The sequence below is a fragment of the Rhodococcus rhodochrous genome (assembly GCF_900187265.1).
GTDB classification, from domain to species: Bacteria; Actinomycetota; Actinomycetes; order Mycobacteriales; family Mycobacteriaceae; genus Rhodococcus; species Rhodococcus rhodochrous.
In genome coordinates this window covers 818938-833870 of record NZ_LT906450.1, presented here as the reverse complement: position 1 = coordinate 833870, position 14933 = coordinate 818938, and the positions used below count along the sequence as shown (strand labels likewise).

The window sequence follows — 14933 nt, the reverse complement described above, 5'->3', positions numbered from 1 at the left end:
GGCAGCCCAGCCTAGCGACGCGGCCTCGTCGCGATGCCGACCGCGACGGCACCGCCGGCATTGATCGCCAGGTGCAGGAGCATCGGCGCGACGACACTGCCGGTCCGTCGTCGCAGTTCGTCGAACACCACCCCGCTCAGAGCGGTCAGCACGACGGTTCCGGGCACCGAGTCGCCGGCGCGCCGGGCGGGGACGACGTGCCAGAGCCCGAAGGCGACCGAGGTCAGCGCCCGGTGCCACCTCCGCGACGCGCGGCGGGCCAGGGCGTACAGCACCGATCGGAACAGCAACTCCTCGGCCAGGACCGTCCCGAAGGGTATGTGCACGAAGACCCACTCGGTGTGGTCGGCGCGGCGCGCTCCGGCGGCCATCCGCCGTCGCACGGGTGGGACGGCGAGCATCACCGTGTAGGCCGCGACCGGCAGAGCCGCCGACGCGGTCCCCCACCGCAGTCCCTGCCCTGCCCTGCGCCAGCCGAGCTCGGCTGCGGAGACACCGGCGGCGCGGGTCGCGGCGGCGAGTGCGACACCGAAACCGGCGTTCGCGGCGGCCCTGCCACGCGGACCGAGATCCATCGCCGGGAGGACGACGTTGTTCCATGCGACGAGTGCGGCAGCGCATCCCGCAGCGGTGCACGTCAGGGCGGTGCAGCTCGGGACGACGACTCGCGATGTCACTTCTCGGGCCCGTCGACCTCGGCGAACGCCTCGAGTGCGATGCGCACCCGCTCGGTGTCGTTCTCGGTCCACCCCTCGGGCTGGGTGACCGCTATCCACCCCTCGAGCACCGCCGACCCGTAGTTGTGGCCGTGCCCGTCGGGCACACCGGCAGCGTTGGTGAGGTCGGCGGAGACCTGCCAGAAGGTGACGAAGGGGAACCACCGCATCTGCGGCAGCCGATCGCGTCCGGGCGGCTCCGACAGCCAGTCGGGACGCGAGAACAACAGGTCCGGCGACCACCACACGACGGGATCCGAGGCGTGCTGGATGTAGAGCACGCGCGGCGACAACCACGGTGTCTCGGGTTCGTGGATCGCCTCCCGGCTGTCGGCGAAGCGCACGACGAGACCGTCCGCGTACACCGGCTGCACCTCGGTGGTGCCGGGATCGCGGCGCTCGACCAGCTGTCGCCACAGACGGTTGGAGTTGGGCGGGCCCACCCACAGCACTCCGTCCATCTGGGCGCGGATCTCGGCGAGACTGTCGAAGGCGCCCTCCCCCGACTGCGTGCCGAGGCTCTCGCCGTAGAGGAACAGATCGGGACGGTCGTCCTCGGGCAGCTGCGACCAGCGTTCGTGCACCCGCTCGACCAGCATCTTGCCTGCGGCAGCGGCCTTCTCGCGATCGGCGAGGAAGGAGATCCAGCTCGGGAGGTAGGAGTACTGCCAGGCCACCATCGCCAGGTCACCGTTGTGGACGAGCTCCATCGCGCGGGCTGCGGTGGGATTGACCCAGCCGGTGCCGGTGGTGGGGATCAGGACGAGCGTGGAGCGGTCGAAGGCACCGGTCCGTTCGAGTTCCGCGAGGACGAGGTCGATGCGTTCTTCCGGGGTGGGCGCGGTGTCGAGACCGACGTACACGCGGATCGGTTCCTGTGCGGGACTGCCGTTGACGGCGGTGAGTTCCTCGGCGTCGAGTCCCCGCGAGACGAAGTTGCGGCCCTCGAATCCGAGCGTCTCCCACGGCGCGAGGGATTCGGGGCTACCGGACTTGGCGGGATCGATGGGTTGGATCGCGCCGGGACGGGTGGTGTCGTCCTGCAGGCCGAACGCCTGGTTGACGATGGCGTAGGTGCCGCGGATGAGCACGCCGTCGATGAGCATGAAGGTGGCGAGGACCACGACGAGAACGCCCAGCGTGCGGGCGAGACCGAGCGGCATCCGGGTGCGGCGCATGAGCAGCATCGACACCCAGCGGACGATGTCGCGCAGCCCGCGCCACAGCGCGATGAGGGCGGCCGCGACCGCGACGCTCAGCACGATGGTGCGTAGATATCCCGAGGTCGTGGTGCCCTCGACACCCATGAGGGCTGCGAGCTGGCGTTGCTCGCCGGCGGAGAGCACGAGCGCGACGAGCGACGCGAGAACGGCCGCGACCGGAACCGCGACCTTGATGGCACGCAGGACCGGGAGCGGCGGCGGCCACCACCTCCGCCCGGGGAGCAGGAAGCGTGCCACGACCCAGCCCACGATGCATCCGACGCCGTACCCGATCGCGGCGTTGATGCCGCCGATCAGGCCCTGGAAGAGCCAGTCGCGCGGGAGCAGCGAGGGCGTCAGCGACCAGCAGAAGAAGAGCGCGGCGAAGGCGACGCCCGTGAAGTCCAGGCTGAGCCACCCCCACACCCGTGCGGTGAGGGGGTGGCGCTCACCGAAGTCGGTGACCGCAGCGATGATCCGGCCCTGCCGGGCCTCGAACGCCGCCAGCCGATCGACCTGGGTGGCCGGCACGGTTACCCGAACAGGGCAGGCAGGGTCCCTTCCCACACCTCGCGCAGCTCGGTCATGGGGATCGAGAACAGGCCCTGGACCTCGACGGAGTCGGATCCCTCGTCGACGACACCGATGCGCACCCACGGCATGTTGCGTGCGGTGCACATACCGGTGAAGCGCGACTCCTCGGTGCGCGGTACGGCCACGAGCACGCGGCCGGCCGACTCGGAGAACAGCGTCACGAACGGATCGGCGCCCTCGGGGATCAGCACGCGGCAGCCGGTCTCACCCGCGAGCGCGGCCTCGACGACGGCCTGCGCGAGGCCACCCTCGGACAGGTCGTGCGCGGCGGAGATCAGGCCGTCGCGCGAACCGGCGGTGAGGATCTCCGACAGCAGCCGCTCACGGTCGAGATCGACCTTCGGCGGGACACCACCGAGATGGTCGTGCTCGACCTGCGCCCAGATGGAGCCGTCGAACTCGTCGCGGGTCTCACCGAGCAGGATCAGCGTCTCGCCCGGCTCGAGGCCGATGCCGGTGGGGATGCGGCGGTGCACGTCGTCGATCACACCGAGCACGGCGACGACCGGGGTCGGCAGGATCGCGGTGGCGCCGGTCTGGTTGTAGAAGCTGACGTTGCCGCCGGTGACGGGGATGCCGAGCTTCGCGCAGCCGTCCGCGAGGCCGCGCACGGCCTGCTGGAACTGCCACATCACGCCCGGATCCTCGGGCGAACCGAAGTTCAGGCAGTTCGAGACGGCCTTCGGCGTCGAGCCGGTGACGGCGACGTTGCGGTAGGCCTCGGCGAGGGCGAGCTGGGCGCCCGCGTACGGATCGAGCTGCGTGTAGCGGCCCGAGGCGTCGGTCGCGAGCGCGATGCCGCGGCCGGTCTCCTCGTCGATGCGGACCACACCAGCGTCGGCGTTCTCGGCGAGCACAGTGTTGCCGCGCACGTAGCGGTCGTACTGCTCGGTGATCCACTTGCGGCTGCACAGCGCCGGCGACGCGAGCATCTTCAGCAGCGTCTCGCGCAGCTCGTCGGCGGTCTCCGGACGCTTCAGACCGGCGGTGGTGTTCGCGATCAGCGCGTCCTGCGAGGCCGGACGCTCGACGGGACGCTCGTAGACCGGGCCCTCGTGCGCGACCGTGCGCGGCGGCACGTCGACGACGGTCTCGCCGTGCCAGTCGATGACGAGGTGGTCGCCGTCGGTGACCTCACCGATGACGGTGGCCAGGACGTCCCACTTCTTGCAGACGTCCATGAAGGCGTCGACGTTGTCGGGCGTGACGACCGCGCACATGCGTTCCTGCGACTCCGAGGACAGCACCTCGGCCGGGGTCATGCCCTTCGCGCGCGTCGGGACACGCTCGAGGTTGATGTGCATGCCACCGTCGCCGGCGGCGGCGAGCTCGGACGTCGCGCAGGACAGACCGGCGCCGCCGAGGTCCTGGATGCCGACGACGAGCTTCTCGCGGTAGAGGTCGAGGCAGCACTCGATGAGCACCTTCTCGGTGAAGGGGTCGCCCACCTGCACGCTCGGAAGCTTCTTGGGGCGACCACCGGCGCTGTCGTCGAAGGTCTCGGAGGCGAGAACGGACACGCCGCCGATGCCGTCGAGACCGGTGCGGGCGCCGAACAGGATGACCTTGTTACCCGTGCCGGAAGCGTGGGCGAGGTGCAGGTCCTCCACGCGCATCGCACCCGCGCACAGCGCGTTCACGAGCGGGTTGCCCTGGTAGGAGGCGTCGAAGACGGTCTCGCCACCGACGTTGGGCAGACCCAGGGAGTTGCCGTAGCCGCCGACACCGCGCACGACACCGTCGACGACGCGACGGGTGTCGGGGTGATCGGCCGCGCCGAAGCGGAGCTGGTCCATCACGGCGATCGGGCGGGCGCCCATGGCCATGATGTCGCGGACGATGCCGCCCACGCCGGTCGCGGCGCCCTGGTACGGCTCGATGTACGACGGATGGTTGTGCGACTCGACCTTGAAGGTGACGGCCCAGCCGTCGCCGATGTCGACGACACCGGCGTTCTCACCGATGCCGGCGAGCATCGACTCGCGCATCTCGTCGGTGGTGGTCTCGCCGAAGTAGCGCAGGTGCACCTTCGACGACTTGTAGGAGCAGTGCTCGGACCACATCACCGAGTACATGGCGAGTTCGGCGTCGGTGGGGCGACGGCCCAGGATCTCCTTGATCCGGGTGTACTCGTCTTCCTTCAGACCCAGCTCCCGATAGGGCTGAGCGGCGTCGGGGGTTTCGGCGGCGTGGGAGACGGTATCCACGTGCGGTGACACTGGGCGTCGGGTCCCTTCACTCTGGGATCGAAAACGGCAGGCCGGACGGGAACTGCCGCGGATCAGTCTATCGCTGCGCAGGCGCGACGGGGTTCACCGGTGCGGGCACGAGCTCCGACGGTGTGACGGCCACCTCGGTGCCCAGCGCATCGAGGGTGACGGTGCCCGAGTGCTCCCCGTCGAATCGGTACCACCCGTCGACGAGCGTGAAGGTGGCGATCACCGGCGGCCCGCCGAGATCGACGATCCAGTACTGCGGGACGCCGGCCTCCGCATATTCGGAGAACTTCGTGACCCGGTCGGTGCGGGCCGTGCCGTCGACGGTGACCTCCACGACCAGCTTCACCTCGGAGATCGGCGCCCGATCGGGGTCGGCGTCGACGAGGGAGCGTCCCACGACGATCACGTCGGGGCACCGCACGGTCAACGGCTTCTCCGCGACCAGCACCTCGACGCCGCCGAGCGCGCACCACTCGTCGGGCAACTTCTCGTCGAGGAGCAACGCCAGGGTCACTGCGGCGTGATCGTGTGCCGCTCCCGGCGCGGGCGCGGCGACGAGGACACCCTCGCACACCTCCACGTGGTGCCCGTCGGATTCGGGCAGGGCAGACCACTCGGCGAGGGACAGCAGATGATCGGGGTAGGACGGGACGTCCACTGCATTCCCCCGTTCTCTCCGACCGGACACGACCGTCTTCAGTGTGTCACCGGCGGGTGCTTCGGGGCGGGCGAACGCGGTCACGATGCCGGGGTCAGGAAAGCGGTCAGGGCCTGCGCATAGCTCGTCACGTCGTCCGCGCCCATGAACTCGCGCGCCGAGTGCATGGCGAGTTGTGGGGCGCCGACGTCGACGGTCGTGATGCCGGTCCTCGACGCGGTGATCGGGCCGATCGTCGAGCCGCACGGCAGGTCGGCGCGGTGCACGTACCGCTGCAACGGAACTCCCGCCTGCTCGCACGCCAGCGCGAAGGCTCCGGCTCCGGTCGCGTCGCTCGCGTACCGCAGGTTCTGGTTCACCTTCAGGACCGGTCCGCCGTTCACCGCGATGCGGTGCGCGGGTTCGTGCCGCTCGGGATAGTTGGGGTGCGTGGCATGCGCCATGTCGCCCGACGCGACGATCGAGCCGGCGCGAGCGCGGAGGAACTCCTCGCGACTGCCGCCCCGGATCAGGACGATCCGTTCGAGGACGGTGTTGAGCAGTTCCGAGAAGGCGCCGCGGTCGGACATGCTGCCGACCTCCTCGTGGTCGAACAGGGCGAGGAGCGGCATCGGGCCACCGTGAGCTGCGACGTGCTCCGCGGCGTCGAGCAGGGCGTGCAGTCCGGCGTAGCAGGTGCCCTGGTTGTCGAGACGCGGAGCGCTGACCAGGTCGCGGCCCGGCCCGACGACCGCGCTCGGCGCAAGGTCGTGGGTCATCAGCTCCCAGCCGAGCACCGCGCCCGGGTCGATACCGTGCTGCTCGGCGACCCACGCGATGAACGAGCGCGGTTCGGTGCCGATCCCCCAGACGCCGTTCACGTGGCGCTGCGGGTCGAGCTGGACGCCCTTGCGGTCCTCGGACAGGTGGATGGCGAGCTGCGGGACCCGCAGGACCGGCGCGTCGACGCGGACGAGGACGTCCTCGGTCGTCTCCCCCGCGCGCACGGTGAAGCGCCCGGAGATCCCGAGGTCGCGGTCGAGCCACGAGTTGAGCCACGCACCGCCGTACGGTTCGAGCCCCACCATCCGCCAGCCCGCCGACGTGAGGTCGGGATGCTGCTTGACCCGCAGGTTGGGGCTGTCGGTGTGCCCACCGACGATGCGGAAGGGCGCGGCCGGATCGTCGGCGACACCCTCGGTGCTCCACGCGATCAGCGACCCGCCGCGCACCAGGAAGAAGCGTCCCGGTTCGGAGGGCCAGGCCTGCTGCTCGTGCAGTTCGGCGAAGCCCGCTTCGGTCAGCGCCGCGGCGACGGTGGCGCAGACGTGGAACGGCGACGGCGACAGGTCGACGAAATTACAGAGACCCCGAGCATCGGCACGCGTGGAAGACATGACTGCATCTTCGCATCACGGACAGTGGGAGTGCTGACCGAAAGAGTCGCCCCGCTCTCTCCGCGCCGAGCTCAGTGGCCCTCGGCGACGCAGAACAGGTTGCCCTGGGGGTCGGCGAGCGTCACCCAGCGGAAGTCGTCGCCCATGTTCTCGCGGTGGACCTCCTTCGCGCCGGCCTGCACGAAGCGCTCGACCTCGGCGTCGAGATCGGGAGCGGTGAGATCGAGGTGCACGCGGTTCTTGCCGGGTGTCGGATCGGACACCTTCTGGAAACCGAGCCGGATGCCCTGGGGCAGGGCGACGATGACGAACCAGCCGTCGTTCTCCTGCTCGATGCGGCCGCCCGTACGCTCGGCCCACCACGTCGCGAGCGGAGCCGGATCGGTGGTGTCGAAGGTGATCATCGCGATGGTCGCTGTCATGACGCGACGGTACCGCCGGGGACCGACACGCAACGCCCCATCGATGGAGGGGCCCGATTTGGGTAGTCCTACTCAGGACAGGCCCACTCGGCTCCGGCAGACTGATCCGCGATGTCGCGCATGGGGGATGACGACGACATCGCGCCCGGGACTTGATCGGGGGGTCGAGCTCCGGGTTGTAGGGACGAGGGATTCCGCAGCCGATCGGGACGGTGGCGGGGTCCCTCGTTCCGTCTCTCCTGTTCCGGGACTTCGAGTTCGGGATCCATCGAACCCGGAACGAGCGAAGCCCCACCGACACGGGAGAGTCGATGGGGCTTCGCCGGAAGTTCCGGTCAGACGGTCACGCGTTGACGACCGCGTCCAGCACGCTGTAGAACATGCCGAGTCCGTCGTCGCTGGGGCCGGTGAGCGCCTCGGTGGCGTGCTCCGGGTGCGGCATGAGACCGACGACCCGGCCGTTCGCCGAGGAGATGCCGGCGATGCCGCGCTGCGAACCGTTCGGGTTGTCGCCCGCGAAGCGGAACACCACGCGACCCTCACCCTCGAGTTCGTCGAGCACCTTCTCCGATGCCTGGTAGCGGCCCTCACCCGACTTGAGCGGGATGAGGATCTCGGCGCCGGCCTCGTAGCGCGAGGTCCACGCGGTGGTGTTCGACTCGACCTTCAGCCACTCGTCGCGGCAGACGAAGTGCAGACCGGCGTTGCGGGTGAGCGCGCCGGGCAGCAGACCCGCCTCGCACAGCACCTGGAAGCCGTTGCAGATACCGAGGACGGGCATGCCCTTCTGAGCGGCCTCGACGACCTTGCCCATCACCGGCGAGAACCGGGCGATGGCACCGCAGCGCAGGTAGTCGCCGTAGGAGAAGCCGCCGGGCACGATCACCGCGTCGACGTTCTTGAGGTCGGCGTCCCCGTGCCACAGGCTCACGGCCTCACCACCGGCAAGCTTCACCGCGCGGGAGGCGTCGACATCGTCGAGCGTGCCCGGGAAGGTGATGACTCCGATGCGTGCGCTCATGCGTCACCGTCGATCCGCCGGATGGCCCAGTCCTCGATCACCGTGTTGGCGAGCAACGACTCGGCGATCTTCTCGAGCTCCTCGTCGCCGACGCTGCCGTCGACCTCGAGCTCGAAACGCTTGCCCTGACGGACGTCGGTCACGCCCGCGAAGCCCAGCCGCGACAGCGCCCCGGTGATGGCCTGACCCTGGGGGTCGAGAATCTCGGCTTTGGGCATGACTTCGACGACGACACGCGCCACGTGCTGCTCCTCGGTAGTAGTGCTGGCGCCCGGGGACGGACACCGGACATCCAGCAGTTTACCGGCCGTGGCCACCGGGACGGGCATCGGCCGAGGTCCCTCTCGTGCGAGACCTGTCACGCCCGTTCAACGCCGCTCCGCAGCAACCAGTTCGCGCACGCGGGGCGCGACCTCGCCGGCGAAACGTTCGAGGTCGGGCTGCTCGTCGCTGCCGAGAACGAAGGTGCTGGTCCCGTGCCGCAGGGTCAGTTCGGCGAGCTGTTCGGCCCACACCTCGGGCGGTCCGTGCAGGAACGACCCGTCCGCGGTGTCCGCGAAGGTGCCGGAGATGTTGTAGAGCCGGCGGATCGCGGCGGGATCACGCCCGGCACGGTGCGCGCCCTCGTCGACGCGGGCGCTCATCTCCCCCAGCTTCTCGGGCCCGGCGGCGAACGAACTCGGCAGCCACCCGTCGGCGAAACGACCGGTGACGTCGAGCATCCGCTTGCCGTAGGCGCCGAGCCAGATACCGAGATCGTGCGCGGGGAACGGGCCCCGCTTCGCGCCGGTCAGGTGGTAGTACGTGCCGTCGATCCGGGCGGCGCCCTTCTCGTCCGACCACAGTGCGCGGATCACAGCGATCGCCTCGATCAGCGCGTCGACCGCCTCGCCGGGGCTGCGGTGCGGTCCGCCGTTCGCGGCGACGGCGTCCCAGAAGGCCCCCGACCCTAGACCCAGTTCGACGCGACCCCCGCTGAGCCGGTCCAGCGAGGCCGCGCTCCGCGCGAGGATCACCGGCCCGCGCAGGGGGAGGTTCGCCACGTTGGGCGCGACCGTCACGGTCGTGGTGCGCGCGGCGATCCACCCGAGCAGTGTCCAGGTGTCGAGGAATCGCGGCTGGTAGGGATGGTCCTGGATCGTCACCAGGTCGAGTCCGGCACGCTCCGACACCAGGGCGAGGTCGACGACGCCCACCGGATCGGCGGCGGACGGCGTGAGGAAGCTCCCGAAGCGGAGTTCCTGTCCGTAGTCGGTCATCGGGTTCCTTCCGACGGCATACTCGACGACATGCAACTGACCCATTTCGGCCATTCCTGCATCCTCGTCGAACACCTCGGCGCGAAGCTCCTTTTCGACCCCGGAAATTTCTCCCACGGGTTCGAGGGCATCACCGGACTCGACGCGATCCTCGTGACCCACCAGCATCCCGACCACGCCGACACCACCCGGCTGCCCGCGCTCCTCGAGGCCAATCCCGGAGCGCAGCTGTTCTCCGACCCGCAGTCGGCGAACCTGCTCGACGGCGACTGGACCGCGGTGCGTCCCGGCGACTCGTTCTCGGTCGGTTCGCTGACCGTGCGCGGCACCGGCGGACGGCACGCGGTGATCCACCCCGACATGCCCGTCATCGACAACACGGCCTTCCTCGTCGGCGACGACGAGAATCCGTCGCGGCTGCTGCACCCCGGCGACTCGCTGTACATCCCGCACGAGCGCGTCGACGTGCTGGCCCTGCCGTCGACCGCGCCGTGGCTCAAGATCTGGGAGGCGATCGACTACCTGCGTGCGGTGAACCCGCGGGTCGCCGTGCCGATCCACCAGGGCATCGTCAACGACAACGGTCGCGGCATCTTCTACGGCCGGTACAGCGAGATGGCGCCGGAGGGCACCGAATTCCGCGTGCTGCCGCACGAGGACGGCGTCGAGGTCTGACGCTGCGGAGATGGTTCAGCGGGCGGCGGCGCGACCCGCCGCCCGGCCCGAGAAGATGCACCCGCCGAGGAAGGTGCCCTCGAGCGACCGGTAGCCGTGGACGCCGCCGCCACCGAATCCGGCGACCTCACCGGCCGCGAAGAGGCCGTCGAAGACCGACCCGTCCGACCGCAGCACGCGCGAGGACAGGTCGGTCTCGAGCCCGCCGAGCGTCTTGCGGGTGAGCAGGTGCAGCTTCACGGCGATGAGCGGCCCGGCCTTCGGGTCGAGAATCCGGTGCGGCGCCGCGATGCGGACGACGCGATCGGGTGCGTAGGCGCGCGCCGAGCGCACCGCCGCGACCTGCAGGTCCTTGGTGTACTTGTTGTCCATCTCGCGGTCGCGGGCCTCGACCACCGAACGCACCTGCTCGTAGTCGAGCGGCGCCTCGGGGGTGAGCTCGTTCATGCCCGCGACGAGATCGGCGAGCGTGTCGCGGACGACGAAGTCGACCCCGCGCTCCTTGAATGCCTCGACCGGTCCGGGTGCACCCGACTTGACCCGCTGCAGCAGCAGGCGGAGGCTGCGCCCGGTGAGGTCGGGGTTCTGCTCGGAACCGGAGAGCCCGAACTCCTTCTCGATGATCTTCTGGTCGAGCACGAACCAGGTGTGGTCGTAGCCCGTGCTCACGATGTACTCGAGGGTGCCGAGCGTGTCGAAGCCGGGGAACAACGGCACCGGCAACCGCTTACCGGTGGCGTCGAGCCACAGCGACGACGGGCCGGGCAGGATACGGATGCCGTGCTCGGGCCACACCGGGTCGTAGTTGGTGATGCCCTCGGTGTAGTGCCACATGCGGTCGCGGTTGACGATGCTCCCGCCGGCCTTCTCGGTGATCTCGAGCATCCGGCCGTCGACGTGCGCGGGCACACCACTGAGCATGTGCTTCGGCGGCTCCCCCATCCGCTTCGGCCAGTTCTTCTTCACGAGGTCGTAGTTGCCGCCGATACCGCCGGAGGTCACGATGACGGCTCCGGCGGAGAACTCGAAGTCCCCGACGACGGCGCGGGAGGACGCCACGCCGCGCGCCGCGTCGGTGGGTTCGAGGATCGCCCCGCGCACACCGGTGGCGGCTCCGTCGGTGACGACGAGTTCGTCGACCCGGTGGCGGTGCTTCAGCGTGACGAGACCGCGTTCGACGCCTTCGCGAAGCTTGCGCTCGAAGATCTCGACGAGGCCCGGACCGGTGCCCCAGGTGATGTGGAATCGCGGGACCGAGTTGCCGTGCCCCGCAGCGTCGTATCCGCCGCGTTCGGCCCAGTTGACCATCGGGAAGATCTTCAGCCCGCGCTGCTTCAGCCAGGCGTGCTTCTCCCCCGCGGCGAACTCGACGTAGGCCTGGGCCCAGCGCCGCGGCCAGCGGTCCTCGATCTCGCGGTCGAAGCCGGCGGTGCCCATCCAGTCCTGCAGGGCGAGTTCGTAGGAATCCTTGATCCCGAGTCGTCGCTGTTCGGGACTGTCGACGAAGAACAACCCGCCGAACGACCAGAAGGCCTGCCCGCCAATGTTGTTCGAGTTCTCCTGATCGACCAGCAGAACCTTGCGACCGGCGTCGATCAGTTCACCGACCGCCACGAGCCCCGCGAGTCCCGCCCCCACCACGATCACGTCAGCGTCCATGGCCGCCAACATTACCGAGCGGATGCGGCGACCGGGAGCACCGGCGGGCCCGGCGGGATCACGCCACGCGACTGTTCGACGGACGCGGCCGCCAGGCGTGGACGGTCGGTTCGGCACCGTGGTGCAGTGCGAGGTCGACGGCGTCGAGGATCGCCTGCCGGGGTCCGGACTCGGCGAGTCGCGGAGCGGCGATCGCCAGACGCAGCAATTCCCCGCGCCGCGCCGTCCGCGACGCGCCCATCACCATCGCGCGGCAACGCCACACGTCCGACCCCGCACCGTCCCCGAGGCCGTACACCCGTGCCTTCGTCACGGTGCCCGTCACCAGATCGTGGATGCCGGCGTGGTCCGCCATCATCCGGAAACCGACCTGCGGAAGTGCTGCCACTGCGCCCGGCGACGCGCGCCATCGCGGTGGTGCGAACAGCCGGGTGCGGAGTCCGGTCTCCTCGAGCACGCGGTCGGCTGCGAGCAGGCGCAGGCGCGCCTCGTGTTCGGGCAGCGTCGCGAACTCGGCGCGACGTCGCTTCGTCGCCGCCTGGTCGTAACCGTGCAGCACGATCGCGTCGCCGCCCTCGCGTCGTTCGAGCAGCCACTCCTGCGTCGCCGGGTCCCGCGCGAGGCGGTAGTGGTCCTTCAGGCGGGGTGCGACGAACAGCGACAACGGCACTCCGCGCGCGTCGGTCTCGCGGGCGAAGGCGTCCACGAGGTCGCGCGTGACGTCCCGGATCCCCGACACCGACACGATCATCCGTCCGCTCATGACCCCGAGCCTGCTGCACCCGGGTGAACGGCGTCCTGCCCTGCCGGGAAGTCCGGATGAAGACTCGGTCCGGAGATCCGCGTCCCGTTCATCGGGACCGTGTCGACGGCCACACGGGGCCGGGCATACCGTCCGGGCGTGGCAGTCCCGAACCAGACCTATACGCGCCTTCTCTCCCCCGGCACCATCGGGCCGATCACGCTGGACAACCGCGTGGTGATGCCCGCCATGGACATGAACCTCTGTGAGGACGGAGAGATCGAGCAGGGCGACATCGATCATTTCGTCGCCCGCGCGGCCGGAGGCACCGGGCTGATCGTCACAGGATGCTGCGCGGTCGCCTATCCGGCGGGATGCACCAGCACGAAGGAGCCCGGTCTGTCCGAGGACCGGTTCGTCCCCGGGCTCCGCGCGCTGGCCGACGCCGTCCACGAGGCCGGCAGCAAGCTGTGCGTGCAGATGGTGCACCACGGCAAGGTCGCCCGCATCGACACCCTGCAGGGCCGGCCGCAGCTCGTGCCGAGCATCCCGAAGCCGCCGAGCGACATGAGCGCCATGGCCGAGTGCACGCCCGCGGAACTGCAGCGCATGGCGTCGATTCAGGGTGGTGCGCGGGCCACCTACAACGAGGCCTCCGAGAGCGACATCGAGTGGCTGATCCGGATGTTCGCCGAGGCCGCGGGCCGGGTCGCCGCCGCCGGAGCGGACGCCGTCGAGATCCACGCCGCCCACAACTACGTGCTCGGCGCCTTCCTCAGCCGCTACACGAACCAGCGCACCGACGAATACGGCGGGTCGCTGGAGAACCGGGCCCGGCTGACCTGCGAGGTGATCCGCGCGGTCAAGGCCGAGGTCGGCGACCGCCTCGCCGTCATCGTGCGCCTGGCAGGGCAGGAATACGGTGAGACGGACGGCCTGACCGTCGAGGAATCCGCCGCGGCCGCAGTGCTGTTCGAGCAAGCCGGCGCCGACGCCCTCCACGTCACAGGCACCGCGCTCAACGCGTTCGCGAACTTCACCGACGGTCCGTTGCCGGACAAGGTCGGCTTCTACACCTCCGACGCCGCGGTCATCAAGCGTGCGGTGTCGATCCCCGTCATCACCGTCGGCCGCATGCTGCCGGAGGTCGGCGAGCGGATGATCGCCGAGGGCGTCACCGACTTCGTCGCGATGGGACGTCAGTTGCTGGCCGATCCCGCGCTCGTCGCCAAGCTGGAGCAGGGGCGCAGCGAGCAGATCCGCCCGTGCATCAACTGCTACGTGTGCGTGCAGGAGAACTTCTGGGACGCCACGCCCATCTGTGCGGTCAATCCGGCGCTGGGCAACGAGACGCTCGTGCCGTTCGTCCGCACTGCGGCGCCGAAGCACGTCGTCGTAGTGGGTGCCGGGCCGGGCGGCCTCGAGACTGCGCGGGTCGCCACCGAACGCGGGCACCGCGTCACCGTCCTGGACAAGACCGACCGGCTGGGCGGGACCCTGTGGTTCTCGACCCTCACCACCCCCGACAACGAGCGGCTGCTGAAGTGGCTGACGGCCGAGGTCACCCGCCTCGGCATCGACGTGCGGCTCGGCACCGAGGCCACCGCCGCATCGATCCGTGCCCTGGAGCCGGACGTGGTGGTCGTCGCGACGGGCGCCGTGCGGGAACGTCCCACCGTGCCGGGCGGAGACCTGCCGCACGTGCACACCGGCGACAGCATGCGTGCGCTCATGACGGGTGCGGGCGACGTCTCCGATCAGTCCCTGGTGCTGCGGGTGATGGGCCGAGTGGGCAGGCTCGCCGGTATCACCACGAGTCCTCGGAGGATCCGCGATCTGAGCCGACGGTTCCTGCGTTTCCTGCCGATGGCGAAGGACGTCGTCGTGATCGGCGGGTCGCTCGTCGGTCTGGAGCTGGCCGAGTTCATCGCCGAACGCGGCAGCCGGGTGACGCTGCTCGCCGAAGAGCAACAGCTCGGGGTGCCGATGGCGATGCCGCGCCGGTGGAGCGCCGTCAAGCACGCGCGCGAGGTGGGCGTCGAGGTGCACCGCAACGCGACCGTCCAGCGCATCACGCCGGAGACGGTGGAGTTCACGGTGGGTGGGGAGACGAGATCTGTGCGTGCCCGGACGGTCGTCGTCGCGTCCGGGGTGTCGGCGGCGGCGCCGCTCGCCGACGAACTGGCCGGCTCGGGTGTCGACGTCCGCGTCGTCGGGGACGCCGGTCGGGTGGACTACATCGAGGGCGCCATCCACAGTGCCTGGAAGGTGGCAACCGACCTGTGAGAACAGCAGGTGGCAACCGGCCTGTGAAGCGGCAGGTGGCGACCGACCTGTGAGAACAGTAGGTGGCGGCCGGTTCGTGCACTCACGAACCGGCCGCCACCCGT

General features: G+C 70.0%; 13 protein-coding genes. 2 read left to right on the top strand and 11 right to left on the bottom strand.

Annotation, left to right across the window (positions count from 1 at the left end):
- Positions 1 to 11: 11 nt before the first annotated feature.
- The 9 genes from CKW34_RS03845 to CKW34_RS03805 all read right to left on the bottom strand — a co-directional run bounded on the left by CKW34_RS03845 (position 12) and on the right by CKW34_RS03805 (position 9467).
- The gene (locus CKW34_RS03845) at positions 12 to 575 is read right to left on the bottom strand and encodes a CPBP family intramembrane glutamic endopeptidase (protein WP_231921899.1); all 564 of its coding nucleotides are present in this window, start codon (positions 573 to 575) and stop codon (positions 12 to 14) included.
- 98 nt (positions 576 to 673) lie between these two features.
- Positions 674 to 2449, bottom strand: a complete 1776-nt coding sequence (locus CKW34_RS03840; RefSeq protein ID WP_059384272.1) for an alpha/beta hydrolase — start codon at positions 2447 to 2449, stop codon at positions 674 to 676.
- A gap of 2 nt (positions 2450 to 2451) precedes the next feature.
- On the bottom strand, positions 2452 to 4731 hold the full coding sequence (purL, locus tag CKW34_RS03835) for a phosphoribosylformylglycinamidine synthase subunit PurL (RefSeq protein ID WP_059384273.1): 2280 nt from the start codon (positions 4729 to 4731) through the stop codon (positions 2452 to 2454).
- 67 nt (positions 4732 to 4798) lie between these two features.
- The gene (locus CKW34_RS03830; RefSeq protein ID WP_016695412.1) at positions 4799 to 5389 is read right to left on the bottom strand and encodes a Uma2 family endonuclease; all 591 of its coding nucleotides are present in this window, start codon (positions 5387 to 5389) and stop codon (positions 4799 to 4801) included.
- An 80-nt stretch (positions 5390 to 5469) separates the two neighbouring features.
- Positions 5470 to 6765, bottom strand: coding sequence for a M18 family aminopeptidase (locus CKW34_RS03825; RefSeq protein WP_059384274.1), 1296 nt, complete (start codon positions 6763 to 6765; stop codon positions 5470 to 5472).
- 71 nt (positions 6766 to 6836) lie between these two features.
- Positions 6837 to 7187, bottom strand: a complete 351-nt coding sequence (locus CKW34_RS03820) for a VOC family protein (protein WP_059384290.1) — start codon at positions 7185 to 7187, stop codon at positions 6837 to 6839.
- Positions 7188 to 7530: 343 nt separating this feature from the next.
- Positions 7531 to 8208 (bottom strand): phosphoribosylformylglycinamidine synthase subunit PurQ, encoded by a 678-nt coding sequence (purQ, locus tag CKW34_RS03815; RefSeq protein ID WP_059384275.1) that lies wholly within the window; start codon positions 8206 to 8208, stop codon positions 7531 to 7533.
- Positions 8205 to 8450 (bottom strand): phosphoribosylformylglycinamidine synthase subunit PurS, encoded by a 246-nt coding sequence (purS, locus tag CKW34_RS03810; protein WP_006551824.1) that lies wholly within the window; start codon positions 8448 to 8450, stop codon positions 8205 to 8207. The genes purQ and purS overlap by 4 nt, the downstream gene beginning before the upstream one ends.
- A 126-nt stretch (positions 8451 to 8576) precedes the next feature.
- The gene (locus tag CKW34_RS03805) at positions 8577 to 9467 is read right to left on the bottom strand and encodes an LLM class flavin-dependent oxidoreductase (protein ID WP_059384291.1); all 891 of its coding nucleotides are present in this window, start codon (positions 9465 to 9467) and stop codon (positions 8577 to 8579) included.
- 30 nt (positions 9468 to 9497) lie between these two features.
- On the opposite strand from CKW34_RS03805, the gene CKW34_RS03800 reads away from it, so the two are divergent.
- On the top strand, positions 9498 to 10142 hold the full coding sequence (locus CKW34_RS03800) for an MBL fold metallo-hydrolase (RefSeq protein ID WP_006551826.1): 645 nt from the start codon (positions 9498 to 9500) through the stop codon (positions 10140 to 10142).
- Positions 10143 to 10157: 15 nt separating this feature from the next.
- On the opposite strand, the gene CKW34_RS03795 is transcribed toward CKW34_RS03800, so the two are convergent.
- Together CKW34_RS03795 and CKW34_RS03790 are read right to left on the bottom strand one after the other, a co-directional pair.
- Entirely contained in the window at positions 10158 to 11801 is a 1644-nt protein-coding gene (locus CKW34_RS03795; protein WP_059384276.1) for an FAD-binding dehydrogenase, read from the bottom strand.
- 58 nt (positions 11802 to 11859) lie between these two features.
- Positions 11860 to 12564: a DUF2334 domain-containing protein gene (locus CKW34_RS03790; protein WP_059384277.1), complete on the bottom strand. Its 705-nt coding sequence runs from the start codon at positions 12562 to 12564 to the stop codon at positions 11860 to 11862.
- A 138-nt stretch (positions 12565 to 12702) separates the two neighbouring features.
- Here CKW34_RS03790 and CKW34_RS03785 point away from each other — a divergent pair, with 138 nt between their 5' ends.
- A complete protein-coding gene (locus CKW34_RS03785; RefSeq protein WP_059384278.1) occupies positions 12703 to 14829 on the top strand; it encodes an oxidoreductase in 2127 nt (708 codons plus the stop codon).
- Positions 14830 to 14933: the final 104 nt, after the last annotated feature.